Source organism: Comamonas sp. JUb58 (genome assembly GCF_004364775.1).
In the GTDB taxonomy this organism is placed as follows: Bacteria; Pseudomonadota; Gammaproteobacteria; order Burkholderiales; family Burkholderiaceae_C; genus Comamonas.
In genome coordinates, this window is record NZ_SOAL01000008.1 from 1 (window position 1) to 22,846 (window position 22,846).

Below are 22,846 nucleotides of genomic sequence, written 5' to 3' on the forward strand. Positions count from 1 at the left end.
CTCTCCTTAACTTGGGACAGAGGAAGAGAAATGGCCGGGCACAAACGGTTCACCCTGGCAACCGATATCCAGGTCTACTTCTGTGACCCGCAAAAACCCTGGCAGAGAGGCTCTAACGAAAACACCAATGGATTGCTTCGCCAGTACCTGCCCAAAGGCATTGATCTGTCTGCATACTCACAGGACAGCTTGGACGCTATTGCCAGAGATCTCAATCAACGACCACGCAAAACTCTGGGATATCGAACCCCTGCTGAAATGTTCGATGCGTGTGTTGCGTCGATCAGTTGAATCCGCAGCCAAGGCCAGCAGTTTAGGGCTGAAATCAATCTACTTGCACTGTCCCCACCTCAACCGCCAGATCTGCCCCTATCTCTTGAATTTCCATAGCATTGATTTCGGGGCGGGGAAACGGACCGGCAGCCTGCGCAAGCTCTGGATGTTCCCTCTTTGCGAGTTCGCAAGCTTGCGCAAACGCAGCATTTGAGTCATCCGCCTCGATGAACCCACTCACTTCGAACGCCATCTCAGTGCCGTCGACGACAAAGCCCTCACCCTCACCATAGATCTCCCAGACTTTCATAAATTCGTCCGTTCGTTGAATAACCACAATTGGCCTAACTGAGCGGCATCGGCGACCAATCAGTTTTTGCCGTAAGCCGCCATCCTAGCTTCGAATTGACCAGGCGCAACAGCAGCCTCACTGCAGCCTCACGGGCCGGCGACAGGCTGGAGTGGGATGTTAGCCATGCGATGCCGGTAGCAACACCATTAGTCGCCAAAATAATGAATGAATTGAATTCACGATCTGGGATCTTCTCTAGTTTTGAATTCTTGTTTCACTTAGTTTTGAATTTTCAGATCCACGGAGTTTTGACGTTTGCGATTGAACAGCGACAGCATTTGCAAAGATCCTAGCTACCAGCCCAGGAGGCCGAGCTCGTCCCGATAGCAGCTTGCGATCCGTAGCCTAAGTTCGCTGCCCTCGGAAGCTGACGGTCAAATCATCAGCAGTTTCGACCAAGGAGAGCTTTTTATCTCCGAAATTGCTTCGCTTGCCCCATTCTTCCGGTAAACCGCAGCGATGGCGTCTTTCTCTAGATTTAATTGGGCCAATTCTTCGCCAATAGGCCACTCACGGAGGTGGATATGTTCGCCGGGGTAAGTTGGAAGCGTTGCTCTAATTGCCCTAATCAGCGATTGATGTCCGTCCACTTCGGGATCTGCACAACCTTCAATTTCACGAAGCGCCAAATCAACCAACCATTGATTTTGAGGAACTCTATTCCTGGCTATTCTTAGGTAGTCGGCGAATGGCGTCATGGGGCGGAATGCAGCAAGAAAGGCCGCATAGACTACTCCTCCCCAACCAAAATTAGAGGTTAGGTCAGATATCAATTTTTCATTCAGGGCTGCGATGCCCTTGGAAACCGCATAGTGCATCTCCAGTGGTTCATACAGAACATCTGGGAACTGGCTCAAGACACTCCTCAATTCTTGTATATCGCGATGCATCCTTTGGAGCAGCCTGAGCGCATTGTCCTCACGCGCGATGAGCACACAAGGAATAGGCTCTAGCAAAGCCAAGACATCCGATTCAACGTAAAACGAAACTGGCATCATTTGGGATGAAGCGATAAATAGAAAGTCGGCGCATGGCCGCAATCGGCTCGGTCACTGGTGTCGATTTCCAAAGTATGTCCCCAACGTCGCCAACGGCGCACGGTTTCGGTCATAGATCTCGAACCAAACGTTGAAGCCCGCCAGCCTTAAAAGACTGTGAAGCTCACGCGCGAACTCGCAAACCATCTCTTCATCGCCTGCAATCGCCCCATTGAAAAGAAATTGACTATGGTGGTCACCGTACGCATGAAATGACGCGTCTGCAATCTCCATTCGAATGCTTTCAGCGCCGTCGAAATTAGATACCGTGAGCCAAACTTCCGCATCACGAAAGCGCTGCAGGGTGGCCGCAAACTCCTTCATCCGGCCGCTGCAGTCAATGAGCCCATACACGTTATTGAGTTCTGGAATTTCCATGTCGATTCACCCGGCGAGTGTTTACGGATGGCTGCATGGACGTCCGCTAACGAACGACCGCATTTGGCCGTCAGCGCTCATGCTTGACTGATGGCTCTTCTACGCCGTCAGCACGCCAGAAGCGCCATGTCCCCACTTCCTCGCCATAGTGGTAGCTGCCCTCGGATGCTGGCTGGCCGTTCTCATGGAATTCGCGCCACAGGCCGTGTTCCACACCCTGGTCATAGCTGCCTTCGGAACTCACTACGCCGTTCTCGTGGTACGCCACAAACAAGCCGTGTCGCACCCATCGGCTTCCGTCTGGTGCCAGGAAACGGCTGTATCGGAACTTGGGCCTTCCTGAGGCATAGGGAATTTCGGCGATGTTCAGCTCAGCTTCTGTGGGCATAGCGAGGACTTCCACTGGGGATGGGTGATGCAATGTTGGCTCAACAACGAACCACCGTTGGTGGCTGTGAGCCGCCCATCCTACCCTCGAATGGACACCGTTTACCAACGGTGAGGGCCGCCAGCCACCCGACTGGCGCAGCCGCAAGCGCTCAGGTCGGTGAAGCCTTGTAGTCGCAGGCACTCCATGGGCATGCAGTCCGCCATGCCGCAGGATCCATCAGAACTGACCGATGAGCAGCTCGGATGCTGATACAGCCAACACCGATCTCAGGAGCGATCGCGATGCCTCAAGTGGCGGCATCCCCAATCTCCAGCCGATAACCCACACCATAGATCGACGGCACGGGGTCGTCGCCGCCACCGGCCTCACTGAGCTTGCGGCGCAGATTGCGGACATGGCTGTCCACGGTGCGGTCGGTGATGATGCGGTGGTCGTCGTAGAGGTGGTTCATCAGGTGGTCGCGGGACCAGACCCTGCCGGGGGTCATGGCCAGAATGCGCAGCAGCCGGAACTCGATGGGCGTCAGGTCCAGCCACTGGCCATGCAGGGCAGCACGGTGGGCCTGTTCATCGATCTGAATGGCGCTTGTGTGCTGCTGGGGCACGTACTTGTGGCGGCGCAGAACGGCCTTGATGCGAGCGACCACCTCGCGCGGACTGAAGGGCTTGCAGATGTAGTCGTCGGCGCCCACTTCCAGGCCCAACAGCCGGTCCACTTCTTCGACGCGGGCGGTGACCATGATGACGGGCACGGCGCTGATGGCGCGGATATCGCGGCACAGCGCAATGCCGTCGCGGTTGGGCAGCATCAGGTCCAGCAGCACCAGATCGGTATGGCGCTGCTGGAAGCTGTCCATCACCATCGCGCCGTCGGCAATCCACTGGCTGCTGTAGCCGGCGGCATGCAGGTAGTCGCAGACGACGCTGGCCAGGCGTGGTTCGTCCTCGACGACCAGCACATGCTCGCTGATGGGGGGCGATGGGTTCATGCGGCACCTCGGGGCAGTTCGATGGCGATGCGCAGTCCGCCAAGCGGGGAGGGCTCGGCATGGATGCTGCCGCCATGTGCGTCCACAATGTTGCCGCAGATCGCCAGGCCCAGGCCGCTGCCGCCGCTGGCGCGGTTGCGTGAGCCTTCGACGCGGTAAAAGCGCTCGAACAGCCGCGACAGCTGCGCATCGGGCACGCCAGGAGCCGAATCCTCGACGCATACCTGCACCCGATCGCCCAGCAGTTGCGAGCGCAGCACGACCGAGCCTCCGGCCTGGGTGTAGCGCAAGGAGTTCTCCAGCAGATTGGAAAACAGCTGCTGCAGGCGCCGCTCGTCGCCCTGGATCACCAGGTCCGCCTGTGCGGGCTCAAAGGCCAGCGTCAGCCCGGCATGGTCAAAGCGCGTGCGCAGATGGGCCGCGGCCTGCTCCAGCAGCGGGTTCAAGGACAGCGCCGTCAGCCGGTAAGTGAGGGCGCCCGATTGGGTCATGGCCAGGTCGTGCAGGTCGTCGATGAGCTTGCCCAGGCGGCGCACCTCGTCTTGCAGCGGCTCCAGGGTAGCCTTGGTCATCGGGCGGATGCCGTCCTGCATGGCCTCAATCTCGGCGCGCAGCACGGCCAGAGGGGTGCGCAGCTCGTGGGAGATATCGGCCATAAAGCTGCGGCGGTTCTCCTCGGTGCTCTCCAGCGCAGCGGCCAGGCGGTTCACATCCAGCGCCAGGCGGCCCAGCTCGTCATTGCCCGCAGTCTTGAGCCGCTCGCGGTAATCGCCCGCCGCCAGCCGGTGGATGCTGCGGGTGACATCGCGCATGCGCCGCAGCATGGCCCCCGAGACCAGCCAGGCCAGCGCGGCGGCCACGGTCACGCTGGCCAGGCCATTGACCCAGCGTGCGCGCAGCTGGGCCTCATAAAAACGCACGTCGCCCGCGTCGATCACCCGCTGAAAAGGCACCATCACCAGCGATCCCACCGTCTGCCCATCCACGGCGACGGGCATGCGTATCGCATCGCTGCCGGCATTGGGATTGCCCATCACCAGCTGGTTGTGCAGGTCCAGCAGCGCAAAGCGCAGCACGGCGCCGGTTTGGTCGGAAATGGGAGGCGCGCTCTGGGGGCTGAGGGGGCGCATGAAGGAGAACCAGACCTCGGGCCGGCCGCGCACAAAATCCCAGGAGCCATGGGCCTTGTAGGCGTCCTCGATGGTGGGCAGCACCTCGCGCATGCGCTCCACGCCCTGGTCGTTGAGGTAGCCCATAAAGTCGCGCTCAAAGCTGATGCGGCTGGCGATGCCGTTGACGGTGAGCACCGCCGCACAGGCGGCAAGGATGGCGATGAACAGTTTGGCGGAGATGCCGAGCTTCATGAAGACCGTTGGGTAAAAGAGGGACGGAAAAATGCAGGCGATGGCCGTATTGGGCCGCAGTCCTGCCCCAAGCACAAGCGGTATCCCCATGGGGCTGGAGATCTTCGGATTTCCTGCACATTTGATTTTTAGCATGCCCTTCCATCGCACCTATCTGGAGCCGCATGCTGAACCGATCCTTCTCTTCTCTCACTTTGCCCAGCCGCTGCTGCCTGCTGCTGGGGGCCCTGGCGCTGAGCGCCTGCCGCAGCGATGCACCGCTGCCCCCATCCACACCCACGGTCGGTGTGCAGGCGGTGACCACGCAGCGGCTGGATATGCAGCAGTCGCTGCCGGGCCGCACCGTTGCCTACATGGTCTCCGATGTGCGGCCCCAGGTGGGCGGCATCATCCGCAAGCGCCTGTTTACCGAAGGCCAGAATGTGAAGGCCGGCCAGGCGCTGTACGAGATCGACCCGCGCTTCTACCAGGCCGCCTATGACAACGCGGCCGCCACCCTGGCCCAGGCGGAGGCCAGCGTGCTCTCGGCCAAGCCCAAGGCGCAGCGCTACAAGGAGCTGCAGCAGATCGATGCCATCAGCGAGCAGGACAGCGACGATGCGCTGGCCACCTTGCGCCAGGCGGAAGCCGCTGTGCTGGCCGCCAAGGCATCGCTGCAGACGGCGCGCATCAACCTGGATTACACCCGCATCACGGCCCCGATTGCCGGGCGCATTGCGACCTCCAGCTACACCCCGGGGGCCTTGGTCACTGCCAACCAGGAGACCGCGCTCACCACCATCCAGCAGCTCGACCCCATCTATGTGGACGTGGCGCAAACCAGCGCCCAGCTGCTGGCACTGCGCAAGCAGATGGACAGCGGCGCGCTCAAGGCCGTGAATGGCAAGACGCAGGTGCAGATCGTGCTGGAGGATGGCAGCACCTATGCGCATCCGGGCACTCTGGAGTTTGTTGGCACATCGGTGGGCACCGGTACCGGCAATATCACCTTGCGCGCGGTGGTGCCCAACCCCAGCGGCCTGCTGCTGCCCGGTGCCTATGTGCGGGCCGTGCTGCCCATGGCGGTGAATGAGCATGCCATCCTGGTATCGCAGTCGGTCGTGAGCCGCAACACCCGGGGCGAGGCCGTCGTCAAGCTGGTGGGCAGCGACGACAAGGTGAGCGAGCGCGTGGTGCAGGCGGGCGATGCAATCAAGGACCAGTGGGTCATCACCGATGGGCTGCAGGCGGGTGAGCGCCTGGTGGTCGAAGGCGGCAGCAAGGTGGCTGCGGGTGACGTGGTGCAGGTGCGGGCGGTGCAAGCGCAGGCTGCTGGCCATTCGGCTTCTACGTCGCAACGCTGAGGTCCAAGCATGGCACGTTTTTTCATTGACCGGCCCATCTTCGCCTGGGTCATCGCCATCGTCATCACGCTCGCGGGCGCGTTGGCCGTCTTCACGCTGCCGGTGGAGCAGTATCCGGATATCGCGCCACCCAGCGTGTCCATCCGCGCCACCTACACCGGGGCTTCGGCAGAGACCACCGAAAACTCGGTTACTCAGGTGATCGAGCAGAACATGACCGGCCTGGACAACCTGCTGTACATGTCGTCCAGCAGTACCTCTTCGGGCAGTGCCCAGGTCACCTTGACCTTTGCCTCCGGCACCGATCCCGATACCGCCCAGGTGCAGGTGCAGAACAAGCTGCAGCAGGCGCAATCGATGCTGCCTGAGGCGGTGCAGAGCACCGGCGTGACGGTGACCAAGGCCTCGGGCAATATCTTTCTAGTGCTGGCTTTCACGTCCAACGATGGCAGCCTGGATGCCACCGATATCGCCGACTACATGGTCTCAACCCTGCAGGACCCGATCAGCCGGGTCTCGGGCGTGGGCAATGTGCAGGTCATGGGCTCGGAGTATTCGATGCGCATCTGGCTGGATCCGGACAAGCTGCGCACCTATTCGCTGATGCCCTCTGACATCACGGCGGCGATCAGCGCGCAGAACTCCGACGTCTCGTCGGGCTCGCTGGGTGCGTTGCCCTCGGTGCAGGGCCAGCGCCTCAGCGCCACGGTCAATTCGCGCAGCCGCCTCAAGACGGTGGATGAGTTCAAGGCCATCGTCGTCAAATCCGAAACCTCGGGTGCCGTCATCCGCCTCTCGGATGTGGCCCGGGTCGAGCTGGGCAGCAAGTCCTATTCCGCCGTCAGCAAATTCAACGGCAAGGCCGCCGCCGGCATGGGTATCGAGCTGGCATCCGGGGCCAATGCGCTGGATGTGTCGAAAGCGCTGGAGACCAAGCTTCAGGAGCTGTCGCCGTTCTTCCCCAGCGGGCTGAGCTACCACGTGGCCTACAGCACCACGCCCTTTGTGAAGATCTCCATCGAGGAGGTGGTCAAGACGCTGCTGGAGGCCGTGGTGCTGGTGGTGGGCATCATGTACCTGTTCCTGCAGAACTGGCGCGTGACCCTGATCCCGGCCATTGCCGTACCGGTGGTGCTGATGGGCACCTTTGGCGTGCTGGCGCTGCTGGGCTATTCGATCAATACCTTGTCAATGTTTGCGATGGTGCTGGCCATTGGCCTCCTGGTGGACGACGCGATCGTCGTGGTGGAAAACGTCGAGCGCCTGATGAGCGAAGAGGGCCTGTCGCCCTATGACGCCACGCGCAAATCCATGGGCCAGATCACCGGCGCCCTGGTAGGTATTGCGCTGGTGCTGACGGCGGTGTTCCTGCCGATGGCCTTCTTTGGCGGCTCCACCGGCGCCATCTACCGCCAGTTCTCGGTCACCATCGCCTCGGCCATGCTGCTGTCGGTCGTGGTCGCGATGACCTTGACGCCAGCGCTGTGCGCATCGATGTTGCAGCCGATAGCGCAGGGCGGCCATGCCAGTGGGCGGGGCCCCCTGGGACGCTTCTTTGCCTGGTTCAACCGCCGATTCGACCGGCTGACGCAGCGCTACCATGGCGGCGTCCACCAAGTGGCGCGCCACCGCAAGCTGGGCCTGCTGGGCTATGCGGTGATTCTTTGCGCGATGGGCTTGCTGTTCTGGAAGCTGCCCACCTCCTTCTTGCCCGAGGAAGACCAGGGCATGCTGATGGTGCAGGTCAAGCTGCCCTCTGGCGCGACGCAGGAGCAAACGCTCAGCGTCATGGACCAGCTGTCGGACTATGTGCGCCAGCAGCCCGAGGTGGATTCGCTGATGGCCGTGGCCGGCTTCAGCACCGGCGGCAGCGGGCAGAACTCGGGCATGGGCTTTGTGCGGCTCAAGGACTGGGGCGAGCGCAAGGCGAACGCTGCCGCCATTGGCATGCGCATCACCCGCGAGATGTCGCAGAAATTCCATGACGCGCAGATCTTTGCGATGGCACCATCCGGCATTCCCGGCCTGGGGCAGAGCGCCGGCTTCAGCCTGGAGCTGCAGGACCTGGGCGGTGCCGGCCATGAGGCCCTGGTGGCCGCACGCCAGCAGCTGTTGGCACTGGCCGCCCAAAGCGACAAGCTGACAGCAGTGCGCTATGCCAGCCTGGAAGATGCGCCCAGCTTCGATCTCAAGATCGACGATGCCAAGGCCGGCGCGCTAGGCCTGAGCCAGAGCGACATCAACAGCACGCTGTCCACGGCGCTGGGCAGCACCTATGTGAATGACTTTGTCAGCCGGGGGCGGATCAAGAAGGTCTATGTGCAGGGCGAGGCCGACGCACGCATGCTGCCGCAGGATATTGGCCGCTGGACCGTGCGCAATGCCGACAAGGAGATGGTGCCGTTCTCGGCCTTCTCCACCACCGGCTGGAGCTATGCGCCTGCATCGCTGGCACGCTTCAATGGCTCGGCATCGATGCAGATCAGCGGCCAGGCGGCTGAGGGCGTGAGCTCGGGCGCAGCCATGCATGAAATGGCCCGCCTGGTGCAGCAACTGCCCACCGGCATTGGCTATGCCTGGTCCGGCCTGTCCTACCAGGAGCAGCAATCGGGTGCACAGGCGCCGTTGCTCTATGCGGTATCGCTGCTCTTTGTGTTCCTGTGCCTGGCCGCGCTGTATGAGAGCTGGTCCATCCCGTTCTCGGTGATGCTGGCCGTGCCCATTGGCGTCGTCGGCGCGCTGATGTTCACCTCCTTGCGCAGCCTCAGCAACGACGTGTACTTCCAGGTCGGCTTGCTGGCCACGATTGGTCTGGCTGCCAAGAACGGCATCCTGATCGTCGAGTTCGCCAAGGAGCTGGAGGAACAAGGCCGATCCCTGCTCGACGCCACGCTCGAAGCGGCCCGGCAGCGCCTGCGCCCCATCTTGATGACCTCGCTGGCCTTCATGCTGGGCGTGCTGCCCCTGGTGGTCAGCAGCGGTGCCGGCTCGGGCGGGCGGCATTCGCTGGGCACCGGTGTGCTGGGCGGCACCTTGGCCTCCACCGTGCTGGGCATCTTCTTTGTGCCGCTGTTCTACATCCTGGTGCGCAGCATCTTCCGCAACCCACCGCGCCGCCAAGCGGCTGCGCCAACCACCACCGAGGTAACGCCATGACCGCCGCAATGCAGCGCCGCTTTCTCTCACCCACCTGGGTCAGCCCGTTGGTGGCCGCCATCGCGCTAGCGCTGGGTGGCTGCGCCAGCATGGCGCCAGACTATGTGCGCCCCGCGTCGCCCGTTGCGGCACATTTTGGCAATGCCGCCGTGGCGGCAGACCAGGCCGATGCCAGCAACGCCACGCCGCCGCTGGCCTGGCGCAGCGTTTACCTGGATGCACGGCTGCAGCAGGTCATCGCGATGGCGCTGGACAACAACCGCGATCTGCGCGTGGCCTTGCTCAATATTGAAAAAGCCAGGGCCCAGTACCGCATTCAGCAGGCCGACCTGTTGCCCACGGTGCAGGCCAGTGCCAGCCAGACCACCGCGCGCACAGGCACGTCTGCCAGCGGCAGCGGGCAATCCCAGCTAAGCCGCAGCGCCAGCGCGCAGCTGGGCTTCAGCAGCTGGGAGCTGGACCTGTTTGGCCGCATCCGCAGCCTCAGCGATGCCGCACTGGCCAGCTACCTGGCCACCGCGCAGACCCAGCGCAGCACACGCATGAGCCTGGTCGCTGAAGTGGCAACGGACTGGCTCACGGTGGCCGCCTACCAGGAGCGGCTGGCACTGGCCCAGCAAACCTTGCAAAGCCAGCGCGAGACCTTGCGGCTGACCGAGCGCAAGCACCAGCATGGCGTGGCCTCCGGCATCGATGTGCGCCAGGTACAGGCCAGTGTGGAGACCGCCCGCGCCGATGTGGCCAGCTACACCGCAGCCCTGGCCCAGGCCAGGAATGCGCTCGACCTGGTGGTGGGCGCCGCCGTTGCCGATCCCTTGCTGCCGGCTGCACCAGGGGCCAGCAATACGGATGCGCTGGCCTTGTCGCCGATTGCCGCCGAATTGCCATCCAGCGTCTTGCTGCAGCGCCCTGATGTGCTGTATGCAGAGCAAACGCTGCAGGCCGCCAATGCCAATATCGGCGCCGCCCGTGCGGCCTTGTTTCCCAGCATCTCGCTGACCGCGTCGGCGGGCAGCAGCAGTGATGCGCTGTCCGGCCTGTTTGGCGCCGGCTCCCGTACCTGGTCCTTCATACCCAGCATCACCGTGCCGCTGTTCAATGCCGGCTCGCTGCAGGCATCGCTGGATGTGGCCCAGATCCAGAAGGACGTCACCATCGCGCAGTACGAACTGGCGATCCAGACCGCCTTCAAGGAAACGGCCGATGCCCTGGTGGCCCGCGACCACATCGGCGAACAGCTCGATGCCCAGGCCGCCCTGGTGAACGCCACCCAACAGAGCTACCAGCTGGCCGAGGCCCGCTACCGCAAGGGCGTCAGCAGCTACCTGGAGGCGCTGGACTCTCAGCGCTCGCTCTACAGCGCCCAGCAGAACCTGATCAGCCTGCGGCTGCAGGAGGCCGTCAACCGGGTCACGCTCTACAAGGTGCTGGGTGGCGGGGCGGATGCCAACGGCGAGGTGGAGGGTCAGGGCTGAGTTCTGGGCGAGCTTGGTTGTCGGCATCAGGAGGCTACCCGCTTGCGGGAGGGCCGATGTTGGCCCCACTGGGCTTGTAGCTACGCTGGGGCGTTAGCATGCCCGCTCCTGATATCGATAGAAGACGCGCCATGGAGCACCCCGATCTGAACCTGCTGCTTGCGCTGGACATCCTGCTGGAAGAGGGCAGCGTGGTGGGCGCGGCCCGCCGCATGCACCTGAGCCCACCGGCGATGAGCCGTACCTTGGGCCGCATCCGCGAGACCCTGGGCGACCCGGTGTTGGTGCAGGCCGGGCGCAAGCTGGTGCCCACGCCCAAGGCTCTGGCGATGCGCGAGCAGGTGCGGGCGGCGCTGGAGCTGGCAACCCAGGCGCTCCAACCCACGGCCGATATTGATCTGCAGCGGCTGGAGCGGCGCTTCACGGTACGTGCCAATGATTTGTTTCTGGGCATCCATGCCGGCAAGCTGCTGGAGCGGATGGCCCAGCACATGCCGCGCGCCATGCTGCGCTTTTCCGCCGAGGAGGACGATGTGGACAGCGAGGCCTTGCGCAGTGGGCAGATCGATCTGTTCATCAGCGCATCGCGTAAGCTGGGCCCGGAGATCAGGGTGCAGCCGCTCTTTGGTACCCGCTTTGTAGGCGTGGCCCGCGAGGCGCACCCGCTGTTCGAGGGAGACATCAGTGCCGAGCGCTTGACGCAGTGGAGCCATATTGGGGTGTCGCGGCGCGGCAAGTCTGAAGGGCCGATCGACACCGCGCTCGCGTCGCTTGGCCTGCGCCGCCATGTGGCCCTGGTGGTGCCCACGCCATTCGCAGCCTTCTTTGCCTTGCAAGATTCTGACTTGTTGCTGCCGCTGCCCGAGCAGCTGGCGCGCACCGCCCAGGCCGCCGGCATGCGCATCTGCCGGTTTGCGCTGCCGCTGCCGCTGGAGGCCGTGCAGCTGACCCAGGCCTGGCACCCGCGTTTCCAGGGCGATCCGGCACACCAGTGGTTGCGTCGCACGATTCGGGAGCTGTGTGCCGAGCATGCGGTGGAACCAGGGCCGGGCTAATCACCATTCGTGCGTTTGCCGCACGCCTGGATTCCACGAATGTCACTTTTCTGAAGGGTGAGCGCGGCCTACAGTGGAGCCAAGCACTTCATAAAAGGGTAGCGCTGTCAGCCGCTGGATGGCCTGTGTGATGGGAAAAACCTGGTCATGCGCCAGCGCAGGCAGGGCCGCCCCGCTGAAGCCTGTCCCCCAGTTTCCAGGAGCCCCTCCGCATGCAGCTCGATCCCCAGACTTTTGCCGTCCACGACATCCGCGCGTTTCCCTTTGTCGTCTTCAACCAGGCCGCCGCCCAGCCGGGCTATGCCAAGCAGTGGGAGGCCGAGATGCAGGCGCTGCTGCGGCACGGCGAGGCCTTTGTGGTGGTGTACGACGAGCTGCGCAGCGACGAGACCCATGAGGACCGCAAGCAGCGCGGCCTTTGGCTCAAGCACCACAAGGAGCCGCTGGCGCGGGTCTGCAAGTCGCTGATCAGCATCGAGTCCGACCCCCAAAGGCGGGCCGAGGTCGAGGCCATGTCTGGCATGGCGGTCAAGGCCTTTGGCATTCCGCATGCCGTGGTGGCAACGCGGCAGGAGGCCATGGATGTGATGCAGCGTCTAGCCGTTGGCGTACCCGGCAAATAGATAGCCGTTAAACAGCAGCTAGACAGCCGCTGCTTTTGCCGCACAGCGCATCCACCAACAGCCCCAGCGCAGCGCTGCGCGGCGCGCCCTTGCGCAGCACCAGCTCATAGGGTTCGCTGCGCGATTGCAGGGTCAAATCGATGATGCCGACCAGGCCATTGCGCGAGAAGTAGTTGGCGATGTCGTCGGAGACCAGGGCCACCAGGTCGTTGTTGCGGCCCAGCATGGTGACGGTGGCCAGCGCCGAGGTGGTTTCGATCAGGTGCGAGGGGAAGTGCAGTCCCGCTTCGTGGAACTCGCGCTCCAGCAGGCGGCGCATGGGCATGCGCGCGCGGTACACCAGCCAGCGGCTGTCCTGCAGGTCTTGCAGCTGCACGGCCTTGGCGCCCATCGCAGGGTGGCGCACGCTGGCAATCACCGACAGCGACTCCTGCTTGATGAACAGCGACTCATAGACCTCGGGCGTGCGGCTGACCGAGGAACGGCAGATGGCCGCATGGATCTGGCCGCGCTCGATCATGCCCAGCAAGGTCTCGCTGGTGTCTTCGATGATCTCCACCGACATATGTGGCTGGCGCGCCAGCACGTTCGACAGCGCATCGGACAGCAGCGGCACCGCGCCCATGATGGTGCCGATAGCCAGCTGGCCGCCCACGCCGCTGGCGATGGCATCGAGCTCAAAGCGCAGCTGGTTGATGTCCGACTGGATCAGGCGGGCAAAACGCAGCGCGCAGTGCCCGGCCTCCGTCGGGATTAACCCTCGGTTTGTGCGCTCGAACAGGTCCACCTGCAAGGTCGACTCCAGCTCGCGCAGCGCCTTGCTGGCGCCCGGCTGCGTGAGGCCGACTTTGTCCGCAGCGCCAAGCAGGGAGCCACTTTCCTCGATGGCGATGAGCAGGCGCAGCTGCTTGGCATGCAGGCGCGACATGACGGAATTGAGGCTGGGGATGCCGCTGGCCATGAATAAAAGTTATATCGTTATGGGAAGCCGTCAGTGTACCGAATAGGCGGTGCTGCCTAGACTTCGGGCCTTCTGATAGCAATGGATATAACTGGTAAAACGTTATGGCTCTGATCAACTATGTGACCGAAGTGCGCTTTGGCGCCGGTGTGCTGGCGGAACTGAAGGAAGTATGCGAGAAGCTGGGTATTACCAATCCTTTGATCGTGACCGACAAGGGTGTGGAGGCGGCCGGCATCATCGACCAGGTCAAGCAGGCGCTGGGCACGGCCCGGTTCGGCGTGTTCAACGGCACGCCGCCCAACCCGTCGGAGACGGCCGTGCGCGCCGGCGTCGAGGCGCTCAATAGCAGCGCCTGCGACGGCATCATCGCCGTGGGCGGCGGCTCGTCGATTGACCTGGCCAAGGCGGTGGCAGTATCGGCCCGCCATGAAGGGCCACTGCGCCAGTTTGCGCTGATCGAGGGCGGCGCGCTCAAGATCACCGCCGCCACCTTGCCCATCATCGCCGTGCCCACCACGGCGGGCACCGGCAGTGAAGTAGGGCGTGGCGCCATCATCATCCTGGACGATGGCCGCAAGGTCGGCATCCTCTCGCCCCATGTGATTCCCAAGGTCGCCATCTGCGACCCCAACCTGACCCTGGGCCTGCCCGCAGGCCTGACGGCCGCCACAGGCATGGATGCAATTGCGCATTGCATCGAAACCTTTCTGGCGCCGTCCTTCAACCCGCCGGCTGAAGGCATTGCGCTCGATGGCCTCTGGCGTGCCTGGCGCCATATCGAAGTGGCCTTCCGCGATCCCGCTGATGTGGAGGCGCGCACCAACATGATGAGTGCCTCGCTGCAAGGCGCGCTGGCCTTCCAGAAGGGCCTGGGCTGCGTGCACAGCCTCAGCCATTCGCTGGGCGGCATCAACCCCAAGCTGCACCACGGCACCCTCAACGCCATCCTGCTGCCCGCAGTGATCCGCTTCAACCGGGGCGCGGAGTCGGTGGTGCGCGAAGACAAGATCGCCCGCCTGGCGCAGGCCATGGGCCTGCCCGATGGCGTGTCGGTGGAAGAGGCCCTGGTCACCAAATCCCGCGCCCTGCAGCTGCCCACGGGCCTGGCCGAGCTGGGGGTGACCGAAGACCTGTTTGAGCGCATCGTGAAGGGCGCGCTGGCCGACCACAGCCACCGCACCAACCCGCGTGAGGCCAGCGCAGACGACTACGTCGAGATGCTGCGCCAGTCGATGTAATCCGGCACTTTCTACAAAACAGACGCGAGCCAGGCCCGCCGCCGCAACGGCCGGCAGGCCGCAGGCTTGCGCACAGGCAGACATTCATAAATCAACAACCCGAGGTGGAGACATGAGCAGCAGCTCTCTGAATCACACGGCCACGATGGCCGACAAGGAAACCATGGTTCCGGATGCGGAACGCAAGCGCGCGCTGATTGGCAGCGCCGTGGGCAGCACCATCGAGTGGTACGACTACTTCCTCTACGGAACCATGTCGTCCATCATTTTTGCCAAGCAGTTTTTCCCCAGCGACAACGCGCTGGTCAGCCAGATGCTGTCGCTGGCCACGTTTGCGCTGGCCTTCCTGATCCGCCCGATTGGCGGCGTGATCTTCTCCCACATCGGTGACCGCATTGGCCGCAAGAAGACCTTGGCGATGACCTTGTCGATGATGGGCCTGTCGACCGTGCTGATGGGCCTGCTGCCCAACTATGCGCAGATTGGGATCTTGGCACCCATCCTGCTGACGGTATTGCGCCTGCTGCAGGGCCTGGCGCTGGGCGGCGAGTGGGGCGGTGGCGTGCTGCTGGCGGTCGAGTACTCGCCGCGCAAGAAGCGCGGCTTCTACGGCGCCGTGCCGCAGACCGGCGCGGTGCTGGGCCTGGCGCTGGGCAATATCATCACCTCGCTGCTGAGCGCGAGCATGAGCGAAGAGGCCTTCTTGTCCTGGGGTTGGCGCATTCCGTTTGTGGGCTCCATTGTGCTGGTGATGGTGGGCATGTGGATCCGCAATGCGGTGGGCGAGACGCCATCGTTCAAGAAAATCCAGGCCAGCCGCAGCAGCGCGCCCATTCCGATCAAGCAGACCCTGCAGTTCCACTGGCGTGAAGTGCTGATCGCCATCGGCGCCAAGGTGGTGGAGACCTCGACCTTCTTCCTCTACGCCACCTTCACCATCTCGTACATGATGGACCACGGCTTTGCCCGCTCGACGATTCTCAATATCGTGCTGATCTGCGCGCTGATCGCCTTCCCCTGCATGCTGTTCTTCGGCCACCTGTCGGACAAGATCGGCCGCAAGAAGGTCTTCATCGGCGGCAGCATCGCCTTCATGCTCTGGATCTTCCCGTACTTCTGGCTGCTCGATCAGAAATCCGTCTGGGCCGCGGCGCTGGCCGTCGGTGTGGGTCTGGGCATCATCTGGTCCAGCTATGGCGCGATGATCGGCACCCTGCTGGCCGAGGCCTTCCCGCCGGACATCCGCTACACCGGCATGTCGCTGGGCTACCAGATTGGTGCGGCCCTGGTGGGCGGCCCGATGCCGCTGATTGCCACCGCGCTGATCGCCTACTACAGCGGCAGCTATGTGCCGGTGGTCATCTTCCTGGTGCTCTGTGCGCTGGTGTCCATCGTCGCCGTGGGCGTTGCCCGCGACCGCAGCGGCCTGCCGCTGGACGAGTGATGGCCCAAATACTTGCCTGAAAGGCCGGACCTGCCGCAGCGCTGCTGGCCTGCGGTGGGTCTTGTCACTCTGGGCACGCTTCGCGCATCCCCTTCATCTTTCCCCCAAAACAACTTCTTGAGGAAACCCTCCATGCAGATCACTGGAGACATGGTCATTGGCTACCGCAGCCTGCGCGGCACCAACGGCAGCCAACGCGCCTTCAACCCCACACTGAACGCCACCATCGCCGAGCCCGAGTTTGGCCTGGGTGGCAAAAACGAGGTCGAGCTGGCGGCCAGCCTGGCCGCTGCCGCTTTCGACCCCTACCGCAATTTGCCCTTGGCGCAGCGTGCTGCCTTTTTGGAGGCGATTGCCGAAGAAATCCTGCAGCTGGGCGATGCGCTGATCGAGCGCGCCCATGCGGAAAGCGGCTTGCCCATCGCGCGGCTGACGGGTGAGCGCGGCCGCACTGTGGGCCAGTTGCGCCTGTTTGCCCAGGTCGTGCGTGACGGGCATTTTTTGAGCGCCACCATCGACACCGCCCAGCCCGATCGCCAGCCGCTGCCCCGTGCCGATCTGCGCCTGGCCAAGATCCCGCTGGGCCCGGTGGCGGTGTTTGGCGCCAGCAATTTTCCGCTGGCGTTCTCGGTAGCCGGTGGCGACACCGCTTCGGCGCTGGCTGCTGGCGCACCGGTGATCGTGAAGGCGCACAGCGCGCATCTGGGCACTTCTGAAATGGTGGCGCGGGCGGTGCAAAAGGCCGCGCAGCGCCAGGGCATGCCCGAGGGCGTTTTCTCGCTGCTGGTGGGCGCCGGCCGTGAGCTGGGCGAGGCCCTGGTGGCCCACCCCGAGATCAAGGCCGTTGGCTTTACCGGCTCGCGCCAAGGCGGCCTGGCGCTCTTGCGCATCGCCAACGGCCGCGCAGAGCCCATCCCCGTCTATGCCGAGATGAGCAGCATCAACCCCGTCTTCTTGCTGCCCCAGGCGCTGGCCGCGCGGCCCGAGGCCCTGGCCCAGGGCTTTGCCGATTCGCTGGCGATGGGGGCCGGGCAGTTCTGTACCAACCCCGGCCTGGTACTGGCCATCGACAGCCCCGCGCTCACGACCTTCATCAGCGCGGCAGCCACCGCTATCCGCGCCAAGGGCGCGCAAACCATGCTGACCGCCGGCATCCACCAGGCCTATGAGGCCGGCCGTGCGCAGGTGCAAGCCGCTGCCGGCGTGGAGCAGCTGGCCGCTGGCGTGGCCGCAGACCATGCCAACGCCGCCCAGGCCGCGCTGTATGTGACCAGCGCCCAGACCTTGTTGGCGAACGAGGCCTTGCAGTCGGAAATGTTTGGCCCCGCCTCCATCGTCGTCAAGGCCAGCAGTGTGGAGGAGTTGCTGCAGGTCGCCCAGCACCTGGAAGGCCAGCTCACCTCCACCTTGCACCTGGAGCAGGGCGACCACGACAGCGCCCGCGCCCTGTTGCCGGTGCTGGAGCGCAAGTGCGGCCGCATCCTCGTCAATGGCTTCCCCACCGGCGTGGAAGTGAGCCACGCCATGGTCCACGGCGGCCCCTTCCCCGCCACCTCCAACGCCATGTACACCTCCGTTGGCGCGAGTGCAATCGACCGCTTCCTGCGCCCGGTCTGCTACCAGGACCTGCCCGATGCGCTGCGGCCCGAGGCTTTGCAGAATGGCAATGCGCTGGGGCTGTGGCGGTTGGTGGATGGGGCGCCTAGCCAGGGGGCAGTTGGCTGAGGGTTGGGTTTTGTAGGGAGCTGTGAGGGCTCTCTTTAGGAGCAAGCCAGGCGGTCCATGTACATGGTGCGCCTGGCTTTTTCTGATTGGGGAAGCCGCACTGGCAGCGATACAGTCCTGTGGACTGGCGGGGTCTGGAGCTAAACAGTACGTGGTACTAGAACGATAAGGCAGTTGAATAATTGCCCTTGAGGGTCTTTTTTGACAATCACATTTGCATTTGATAGTTATACCGATGAACTACTCAAGAAAAATATTTTGCTGAGGGTCAAAAACTATCAAATCAGGCCTGGATTCCAAATACTCATGCATCCAAATGATGTGATTGGTATACGCTTGCTTGTCATCATTGCCAAACAGAACTCTGACGCGCCTATTGATGGATGAAATTGCCAGTGCATCCTCGGTCTTTGCAAATTTGGAAATTTCTCGGGAATCATCTTCCACCATGCTTCCGGTTTCGAAAAAAACCCGTATCCACCATGTGTCCCAAGCCAGTAAAATATTCTGCTTGGTGGGGTCGAACGGGTGTTCTTCATACGAGAGATCAAATTCGCTTGTTCTGGAGAAATACTCGCGCAGCTCGTCCTCTAGTAAAGATATATTCAGGTTTGATTCTTGGTTGCTGATGAGGCAATACAGTGAAAATGCCATGTTGTACCAACCATCCTTAAAGACGCAAAAGAAGAGAATTCTTGAAATATACAATATCCAGCCGCTGGGCGGTTCATTCATCAGTCCTTAGGCATTCGCATTAAGAGCGCTGAAGTGTCGGCCAGCATGGCAGGCAGTACATCCTTAACCCGCAGTTCGTCAAACAGTGGGGCAGGAGGCGTGACTGCAACTGCTGCAATGGTTGGGGTGAAAGCTGCGCGTTCGGTGGCTGGGTAGTTACTATCTCCGCTGGATGGGTGCGTGTCTGCCGTGCCGACCGTGTTTACAACCAGCGATAAAGTGAGCAATGCTAGGACCTGCCCGATGCGCTGCGGCCCGAGGCTTTGCAGAATGGCAATGCGCTGGGGCTGTGGCGGTTGGTGGATGGGGCGCCTAGCCAGGAGGCAGTTGGCTGAGGGCTGGGTTTTGTAGCGAGCTGTGAGGGCTCTGTTTAGTAGCAAGCCAGGCGGTCCATGTGCATGGGAGGCCTGGCTTTTTTGCTGTGCTAGAGAGTCTGTATTCGGTAGCGCGCATGCTGCCGCAACTACCTGGAGCGCTTATACCTTGGCGAGGAAGGCCGCAGCATCACCCGCTTCACACTTCCAGTCTGCGAAGACCCCCACCAGATTGCATTCCACGCATTGGCAAGCGATGTAGTACCAGCGCACGTCATGTGTGCCCTTGTACACGGAGACGCCGGACACCAGCTCGAACACCTCGTTCTCGCACACGCAGGCGTGCCCCTCGGGGGTGGCCTCTTCGATGTACTCAGCGCTGTCGCCCATCAGGTGTTCCTGCCCGCAGTCGGAGCAGGTGCGGATGGCCACGCCGGCTTCTTCATCGCTTTGCAGCGCAAAAGTCCGGCTCCCGCAATCGCATTTGGACGAGGCAAACCGGGTGGCCTCATGGCCATTCGCAACGCTGTAGCTGCGCAGCTCGGCTTGGGTGTCGCCGGACGTCGTCCCGTACATGAAATCGCCCTTTTTCGTCAGTGCCATTGGTGTTGTTCCATTCTTCAAAGTGGGCTTACCGGCAGACCTGACCCCAGGCTGCCTCGATCGGCTGGATTTTGCCTGAATGCAGGGTGAATCGCCGCGAAGGGGCAGGGGCGGGGTGCCAAAGCGGCCCAGCGGAATCTGCGGTCACCCCATCTGGCGTGGGTTTGCAGAGGATGCCGAATCGCAGTCGGAGGCCTGCTGCTGGAGAGCCTGGTATTTCTCTGCTCGCAGGCCATAGGGCTCAGCGTTGAGGACTACCGAGCTCAGCCTGAATACTTATACTTCGACGTTCACTCCGTCGCCCCGTTCCAAATCTGGCGACTTTCGGGCGTCATCAGCGACCAGAATACGCCGTAGGCATTGCGGTCTACATGACGCAGCAGCACTCTACAACCAGCACCATGGCTATCCCATCTCACGTTATGACTATGTGGTCCGCATTCTCTTTGGAGCAAGGCGGCATTCAAGATGAGAGATTCTACGAAGCCTTCGGCTTTGGTGACTCTCCGGCATTGGCCGATGAACTAGGGCAGCTCGTGCTGTCCGGCATCAAGCGCGCCACTGCCGGATCCGTCTGGTCCTACGAGTCATCTGGCAAAGGTGTGCCCAAGCCCGGTCACTTGAGCGTCGTAACCGACTCCAATGACATCCCGCTGTGCATCATCGAGACGGTTCAAGTCGATATCGTGCCGTTTAGCGCTGTCACTGAGGAATTTGCAGCAACGGAGGGCGAGGGGGATGGCTCTCTGGCCTACTGGCGTAAAGTGCATGTCGAGTACTTCAGCAGAGAATGCGAAAGCACAGGTCGCTCGTTCGATGAAGACATGCTGCTGGCCTGCGAGCGATTCCGCGTGGTCTATCCTGAAGTGGGATGCAGCAAGGGCTGACCCTTCCCTCAAAAATAAGCGCTGCCGACCCAAACATCCGCGCGTCCTGGCGCGGCCTGAAGCTCAGTCCTCGCCGGGACGCGGGTAGCCTGCTTCTGCCCAACGTTGCGCAGACGCTCGGCTGAGGCCATGGTCCGGCCTGACGCGAACCTTGGCCAACTCGTTGCCATCCTCTGCGGTGGCGGTGAGGGTCGCGGAGGGATTGTCCTCGTCGGGCTCAATATCGAGAGAGACGGTCACGCGCGATCCATTCACCAAGATCTGGATGTCCTTGTGCAGTTGGGCCGCCAGGTGCTGCTCATGCCGCCGCATGACTTCGTGGGCAGTCTTGACGAGGGTGTTGAAGGCAGAAACGTCAAGCGGCTTGGGATTTTTCTTGTCGCGGCCCATCGTCCATGGCCCCACCAGGCTTGGCTCGGCCTGGCCGTCCTGGGTCATGGCAACGGCCCAGCCATCGTCGTCTTCATTCTTGATGACGCGGGCCTCCCAGCCGTTATGGTGCCAAAGGCGGTCTTCGAAGACGGAGGCAGCTTCTTGTTGGAGCTCTTCGGACATTTTTTGGGCCTTTGTGAAAACTATCAAGGGCAAAATTTTACTGTCTATGCATACAGTTTTGCGTGTTTGGGTCTTTTCTGAATGGTGTCGGCTTCAGAAGAGACCATCGCGCCGGCACCTGCTGCCCCCATCTCACATCTGGCTCATGCCCCCATCCGCAATAATCTCCGTCCCCACAATAAACCCTGATTCCTTCGACACCAGGTGCAGCACCGTCGCGGCGATTTCTTCTGGCGTGCCAAAGCGGCCCAGCGGAATCTGCGTCTGGATGCCGGCGGCCATGGCCTTGGCTTGGTCGGGGGCCAGGCCCAGCTTGCCGTAGAGCGGGGTGCTGACGGGGCCGGGGCTCACGACATTCACGCGCACGCCTTGGGGCAGCAGCTCGGCCGACAAGGTCTTGGCCAGGGAGATCAGCGCGGCCTTGCTGGCGGCGTAGACGCTGGAGTTGGGCATGCCGATGTGGGCGTTGATCGAGCCGTTCAGCACAATCGATCCGCCGCGCGTCATCAGCGCCGCCAGCCGTTGGATGAGGAAGTAGGGGCCTTTGACATTGGTGTCAAAGCTGCTGTCCCATAGTGCTTCGTCGATCTGCGGCAGCGGGCCGAACTTGGCCACGCCGGCGTTGATGAACACGCCATCGATCACGCCCATCTGCGTTTGCAACTCGGCCACCAGTGCGGCTTGGGCGGAGACGTCACCCGCTTCACTGACCAGGGCCAGCGCGTTGGGGCCCAGCTCGGCCTTGACGCGGGCCAGGCTGTCGGCATCGCGGCCGGTGATCGCTACCCGGGCGCCTTCACGGGCAAAGGCGATGGCGGCTGCAGCGCCAATGCCACTGCTACCACCGGTGACCAAAATATTCTTTCCTTCAAAGCGGTTCATGATGTTTCCTTCAGTTGTTTCGTTGATGTCTTGCTGGGTTATCAGCCCAGTTGTAGAGCCGATGAATGAAGTATCTGACGATGGATGGCGCGACAGACACCAGGATTTCGATGAACTTGTGCAAAAATATCGAACATGTTGAGTCTCGAAGATTTACAGCTACTCGAAGCGGTGCGCGCCACCGGCAGCCTGTCGCGCGCGGCCGAGCGTTTGGGCAAGGCTGCGTCCACCGTGTCCTATGCCGCACGCCAGCTGGAAGAGCGGCTGGATGCCCTGCTGTTTGACCGTGCGGGCTACCGCATCGCGCTCACGCCTGCCGGGCTGCTGCTGGTGGAGCAGGGCGCGCAGCTGCACGCCCAGGCGCGGCGGTTGACGGAGCGGGTCAAGCAGGTGGCGCGGGGTTGGGAGTCCGAGCTGCGCATCGTCACCGACGAGCTGGCCAATATCGAGGCACTGCTACCGCTGATCGCCGACTTTGATGCGCTGAACAGCGGCGTGCGCCTGCGCGTTGCCCATGAGGTGCTGGGCGGCACCTGGGAAGCCCTGCTGGACCAGCGCGCCGATCTGGTGGTGGCCGCCACGAACGAGCCGCCGGCCATGGCGCATTTGCAATGGTTTGAGCTGGCGCAGCTGGAGTGGGTGTTTGCCGTGTCGCCGCGCCACCCGCTGGCGCGCGATGCACAAGACGGGCAACCCCTGTCAGTGGAGGCCATCGCCGCGCACCGCTCTGTCGTCGTGGCCGATACATCGCGCCTGGCTGTTGCCCGCAGCTATGGCGTGCAGACACACCAAGAGCGCCTGGCCATGCCCAGCATGCGCGCCAAGATCGCTGCCCAGGCGGCTGGCCTGGGCGTTGGCTGGCTACCGCTGGAGAAGGTCCGCGATCACCTGGCCGATGGCAGCCTGGTGGCCCTGGCCACGCAAGACCCGCGCGAACCCAATCTGCTGTTTGTCGGATGGCATTCGCACCGCGCAGGGCCTGCACTGCAGTGGTGGGTCGAGAAGCTGCGCGATCCGCGCCTGGTGCCGCCGCTGCTGCATATGAGCTTCTAAGTGCATTCGTC

General features: G+C 62.7%; 22 protein-coding genes. 11 read left to right on the forward strand and 11 right to left on the reverse strand.

Features of this window, described 5'->3' with window-relative positions; all coding sequences use genetic code 11:
- Positions 1-291 (forward strand): IS30 family transposase (locus EDF71_RS09960; protein WP_133856438.1); only part of this gene is annotated, 291 nt, incomplete at its 5' end.
- Positions 292-325: 34 nt separating this feature from the next.
- Here EDF71_RS09960 and EDF71_RS09965 read toward each other — a convergent pair.
- From EDF71_RS09965 to baeS, 6 genes are all read right to left on the reverse strand, one after another.
- On the reverse strand, positions 326-583 hold the full coding sequence (locus tag EDF71_RS09965) for a hypothetical protein (RefSeq protein ID WP_133856439.1): 258 nt from the start codon (positions 581-583) through the stop codon (positions 326-328).
- 416 nt (positions 584-999) lie between these two features.
- Entirely contained in the window at positions 1,000-1,482 is a 483-nt protein-coding gene (locus tag EDF71_RS09970) for a hypothetical protein (RefSeq protein ID WP_133856440.1), read from the reverse strand.
- Positions 1,483-1,674: 192 nt separating this feature from the next.
- A complete protein-coding gene (locus tag EDF71_RS09975) occupies positions 1,675-2,040 on the reverse strand; it encodes a hypothetical protein (protein ID WP_133856441.1) in 366 nt (121 codons plus the stop codon).
- Between the two features lie 70 nt (positions 2,041-2,110).
- Positions 2,111-2,428, reverse strand: coding sequence for a hypothetical protein (locus EDF71_RS25625; protein ID WP_133856442.1), 318 nt, complete (start codon positions 2,426-2,428; stop codon positions 2,111-2,113).
- Positions 2,429-2,717: 289 nt separating this feature from the next.
- Positions 2,718-3,419 carry a response regulator gene (locus EDF71_RS09985; protein ID WP_133856443.1) on the reverse strand — a complete coding sequence of 234 codons (702 nt, stop codon included), beginning with the start codon at positions 3,417-3,419 and terminating at the stop codon, positions 2,718-2,720.
- Positions 3,416-4,783, reverse strand: coding sequence for a sensor histidine kinase efflux regulator BaeS (gene baeS, locus EDF71_RS09990; RefSeq protein ID WP_133856444.1), 1,368 nt, complete (start codon positions 4,781-4,783; stop codon positions 3,416-3,418). Before baeS ends, EDF71_RS09985 begins: the two co-directional genes overlap by 4 nt.
- Positions 4,784-4,947: 164 nt before the next feature.
- Between baeS and EDF71_RS09995 the strand changes: the two genes are divergently transcribed.
- From EDF71_RS09995 to EDF71_RS10015, 5 genes are all read left to right on the forward strand, one after another.
- Positions 4,948-6,126: an efflux RND transporter periplasmic adaptor subunit gene (locus tag EDF71_RS09995; RefSeq protein ID WP_133856445.1), complete on the forward strand. Its 1,179-nt coding sequence runs from the start codon at positions 4,948-4,950 to the stop codon at positions 6,124-6,126.
- Positions 6,127-6,135: 9 nt separating this feature from the next.
- Positions 6,136-9,282 carry an efflux RND transporter permease subunit gene (locus EDF71_RS10000; RefSeq protein ID WP_133856446.1) on the forward strand — a complete coding sequence of 1,049 codons (3,147 nt, stop codon included), beginning with the start codon at positions 6,136-6,138 and terminating at the stop codon, positions 9,280-9,282.
- Positions 9,279-10,757 (forward strand): efflux transporter outer membrane subunit, encoded by a 1,479-nt coding sequence (locus EDF71_RS10005; RefSeq protein ID WP_279586285.1) that lies wholly within the window; start codon positions 9,279-9,281, stop codon positions 10,755-10,757. The genes EDF71_RS10000 and EDF71_RS10005 overlap by 4 nt, the downstream gene beginning before the upstream one ends.
- A gap of 131 nt (positions 10,758-10,888) precedes the next feature.
- Entirely contained in the window at positions 10,889-11,812 is a 924-nt protein-coding gene (locus tag EDF71_RS10010) for a LysR family transcriptional regulator (protein WP_133856447.1), read from the forward strand.
- Positions 11,813-12,024: 212 nt separating this feature from the next.
- Positions 12,025-12,435, forward strand: coding sequence for a hypothetical protein (locus EDF71_RS10015; protein WP_133856448.1), 411 nt, complete (start codon positions 12,025-12,027; stop codon positions 12,433-12,435).
- Positions 12,436-12,442: 7 nt separating this feature from the next.
- Here the strand turns inward: EDF71_RS10015 and EDF71_RS10020 are convergent, their stop codons facing one another.
- The gene (locus EDF71_RS10020; RefSeq protein WP_133856631.1) at positions 12,443-13,363 is read right to left on the reverse strand and encodes a LysR family transcriptional regulator; all 921 of its coding nucleotides are present in this window, start codon (positions 13,361-13,363) and stop codon (positions 12,443-12,445) included.
- 137 nt (positions 13,364-13,500) lie between these two features.
- On the opposite strand from EDF71_RS10020, the gene EDF71_RS10025 reads away from it, so the two are divergent.
- The 3 genes from EDF71_RS10025 (at position 13,501) to EDF71_RS10035 (ending at position 17,806) form a co-directional block, all read left to right on the forward strand.
- On the forward strand, positions 13,501-14,637 hold the full coding sequence (locus EDF71_RS10025) for an iron-containing alcohol dehydrogenase (protein ID WP_133856449.1): 1,137 nt from the start codon (positions 13,501-13,503) through the stop codon (positions 14,635-14,637).
- Positions 14,638-14,749: 112 nt separating this feature from the next.
- Positions 14,750-16,081, forward strand: a complete 1,332-nt coding sequence (locus tag EDF71_RS10030) for an MFS transporter (RefSeq protein WP_133856450.1) — start codon at positions 14,750-14,752, stop codon at positions 16,079-16,081.
- A gap of 132 nt (positions 16,082-16,213) precedes the next feature.
- The gene (locus EDF71_RS10035) at positions 16,214-17,806 is read left to right on the forward strand and encodes an aldehyde dehydrogenase (NADP(+)) (RefSeq protein WP_133856451.1); all 1,593 of its coding nucleotides are present in this window, start codon (positions 16,214-16,216) and stop codon (positions 17,804-17,806) included.
- A gap of 240 nt (positions 17,807-18,046) precedes the next feature.
- Here the strand turns inward: EDF71_RS10035 and EDF71_RS10040 are convergent, their stop codons facing one another.
- Positions 18,047-18,541 carry a hypothetical protein gene (locus EDF71_RS10040; RefSeq protein ID WP_133856452.1) on the reverse strand — a complete coding sequence of 165 codons (495 nt, stop codon included), beginning with the start codon at positions 18,539-18,541 and terminating at the stop codon, positions 18,047-18,049.
- A gap of 476 nt (positions 18,542-19,017) precedes the next feature.
- A complete protein-coding gene (locus EDF71_RS10045; RefSeq protein ID WP_133856453.1) occupies positions 19,018-19,458 on the reverse strand; it encodes a hypothetical protein in 441 nt (146 codons plus the stop codon).
- Between the two features lie 401 nt (positions 19,459-19,859).
- Here EDF71_RS10045 and EDF71_RS10050 point away from each other — a divergent pair, with 401 nt between their 5' ends.
- Complete coding sequence (locus EDF71_RS10050; protein ID WP_243854250.1) at positions 19,860-20,345, forward strand: ASCH domain-containing protein; 486 nt, start codon at positions 19,860-19,862, stop codon at positions 20,343-20,345.
- A gap of 63 nt (positions 20,346-20,408) precedes the next feature.
- Here EDF71_RS10050 and EDF71_RS10055 read toward each other — a convergent pair whose 3' ends face one another.
- Positions 20,409-20,900, reverse strand: a complete 492-nt coding sequence (locus EDF71_RS10055) for a hypothetical protein (RefSeq protein ID WP_133856454.1) — start codon at positions 20,898-20,900, stop codon at positions 20,409-20,411.
- A 132-nt stretch (positions 20,901-21,032) separates the two neighbouring features.
- Positions 21,033-21,782: an SDR family oxidoreductase gene (locus tag EDF71_RS10060; RefSeq protein ID WP_133856455.1), complete on the reverse strand. Its 750-nt coding sequence runs from the start codon at positions 21,780-21,782 to the stop codon at positions 21,033-21,035.
- 135 nt (positions 21,783-21,917) lie between these two features.
- Between EDF71_RS10060 and EDF71_RS10065 the strand changes: the two genes are divergently transcribed.
- Positions 21,918-22,835 (forward strand): LysR family transcriptional regulator, encoded by a 918-nt coding sequence (locus EDF71_RS10065; RefSeq protein WP_133856456.1) that lies wholly within the window; start codon positions 21,918-21,920, stop codon positions 22,833-22,835.
- The last annotated feature ends 11 nt before the right edge of the window (positions 22,836-22,846 follow it).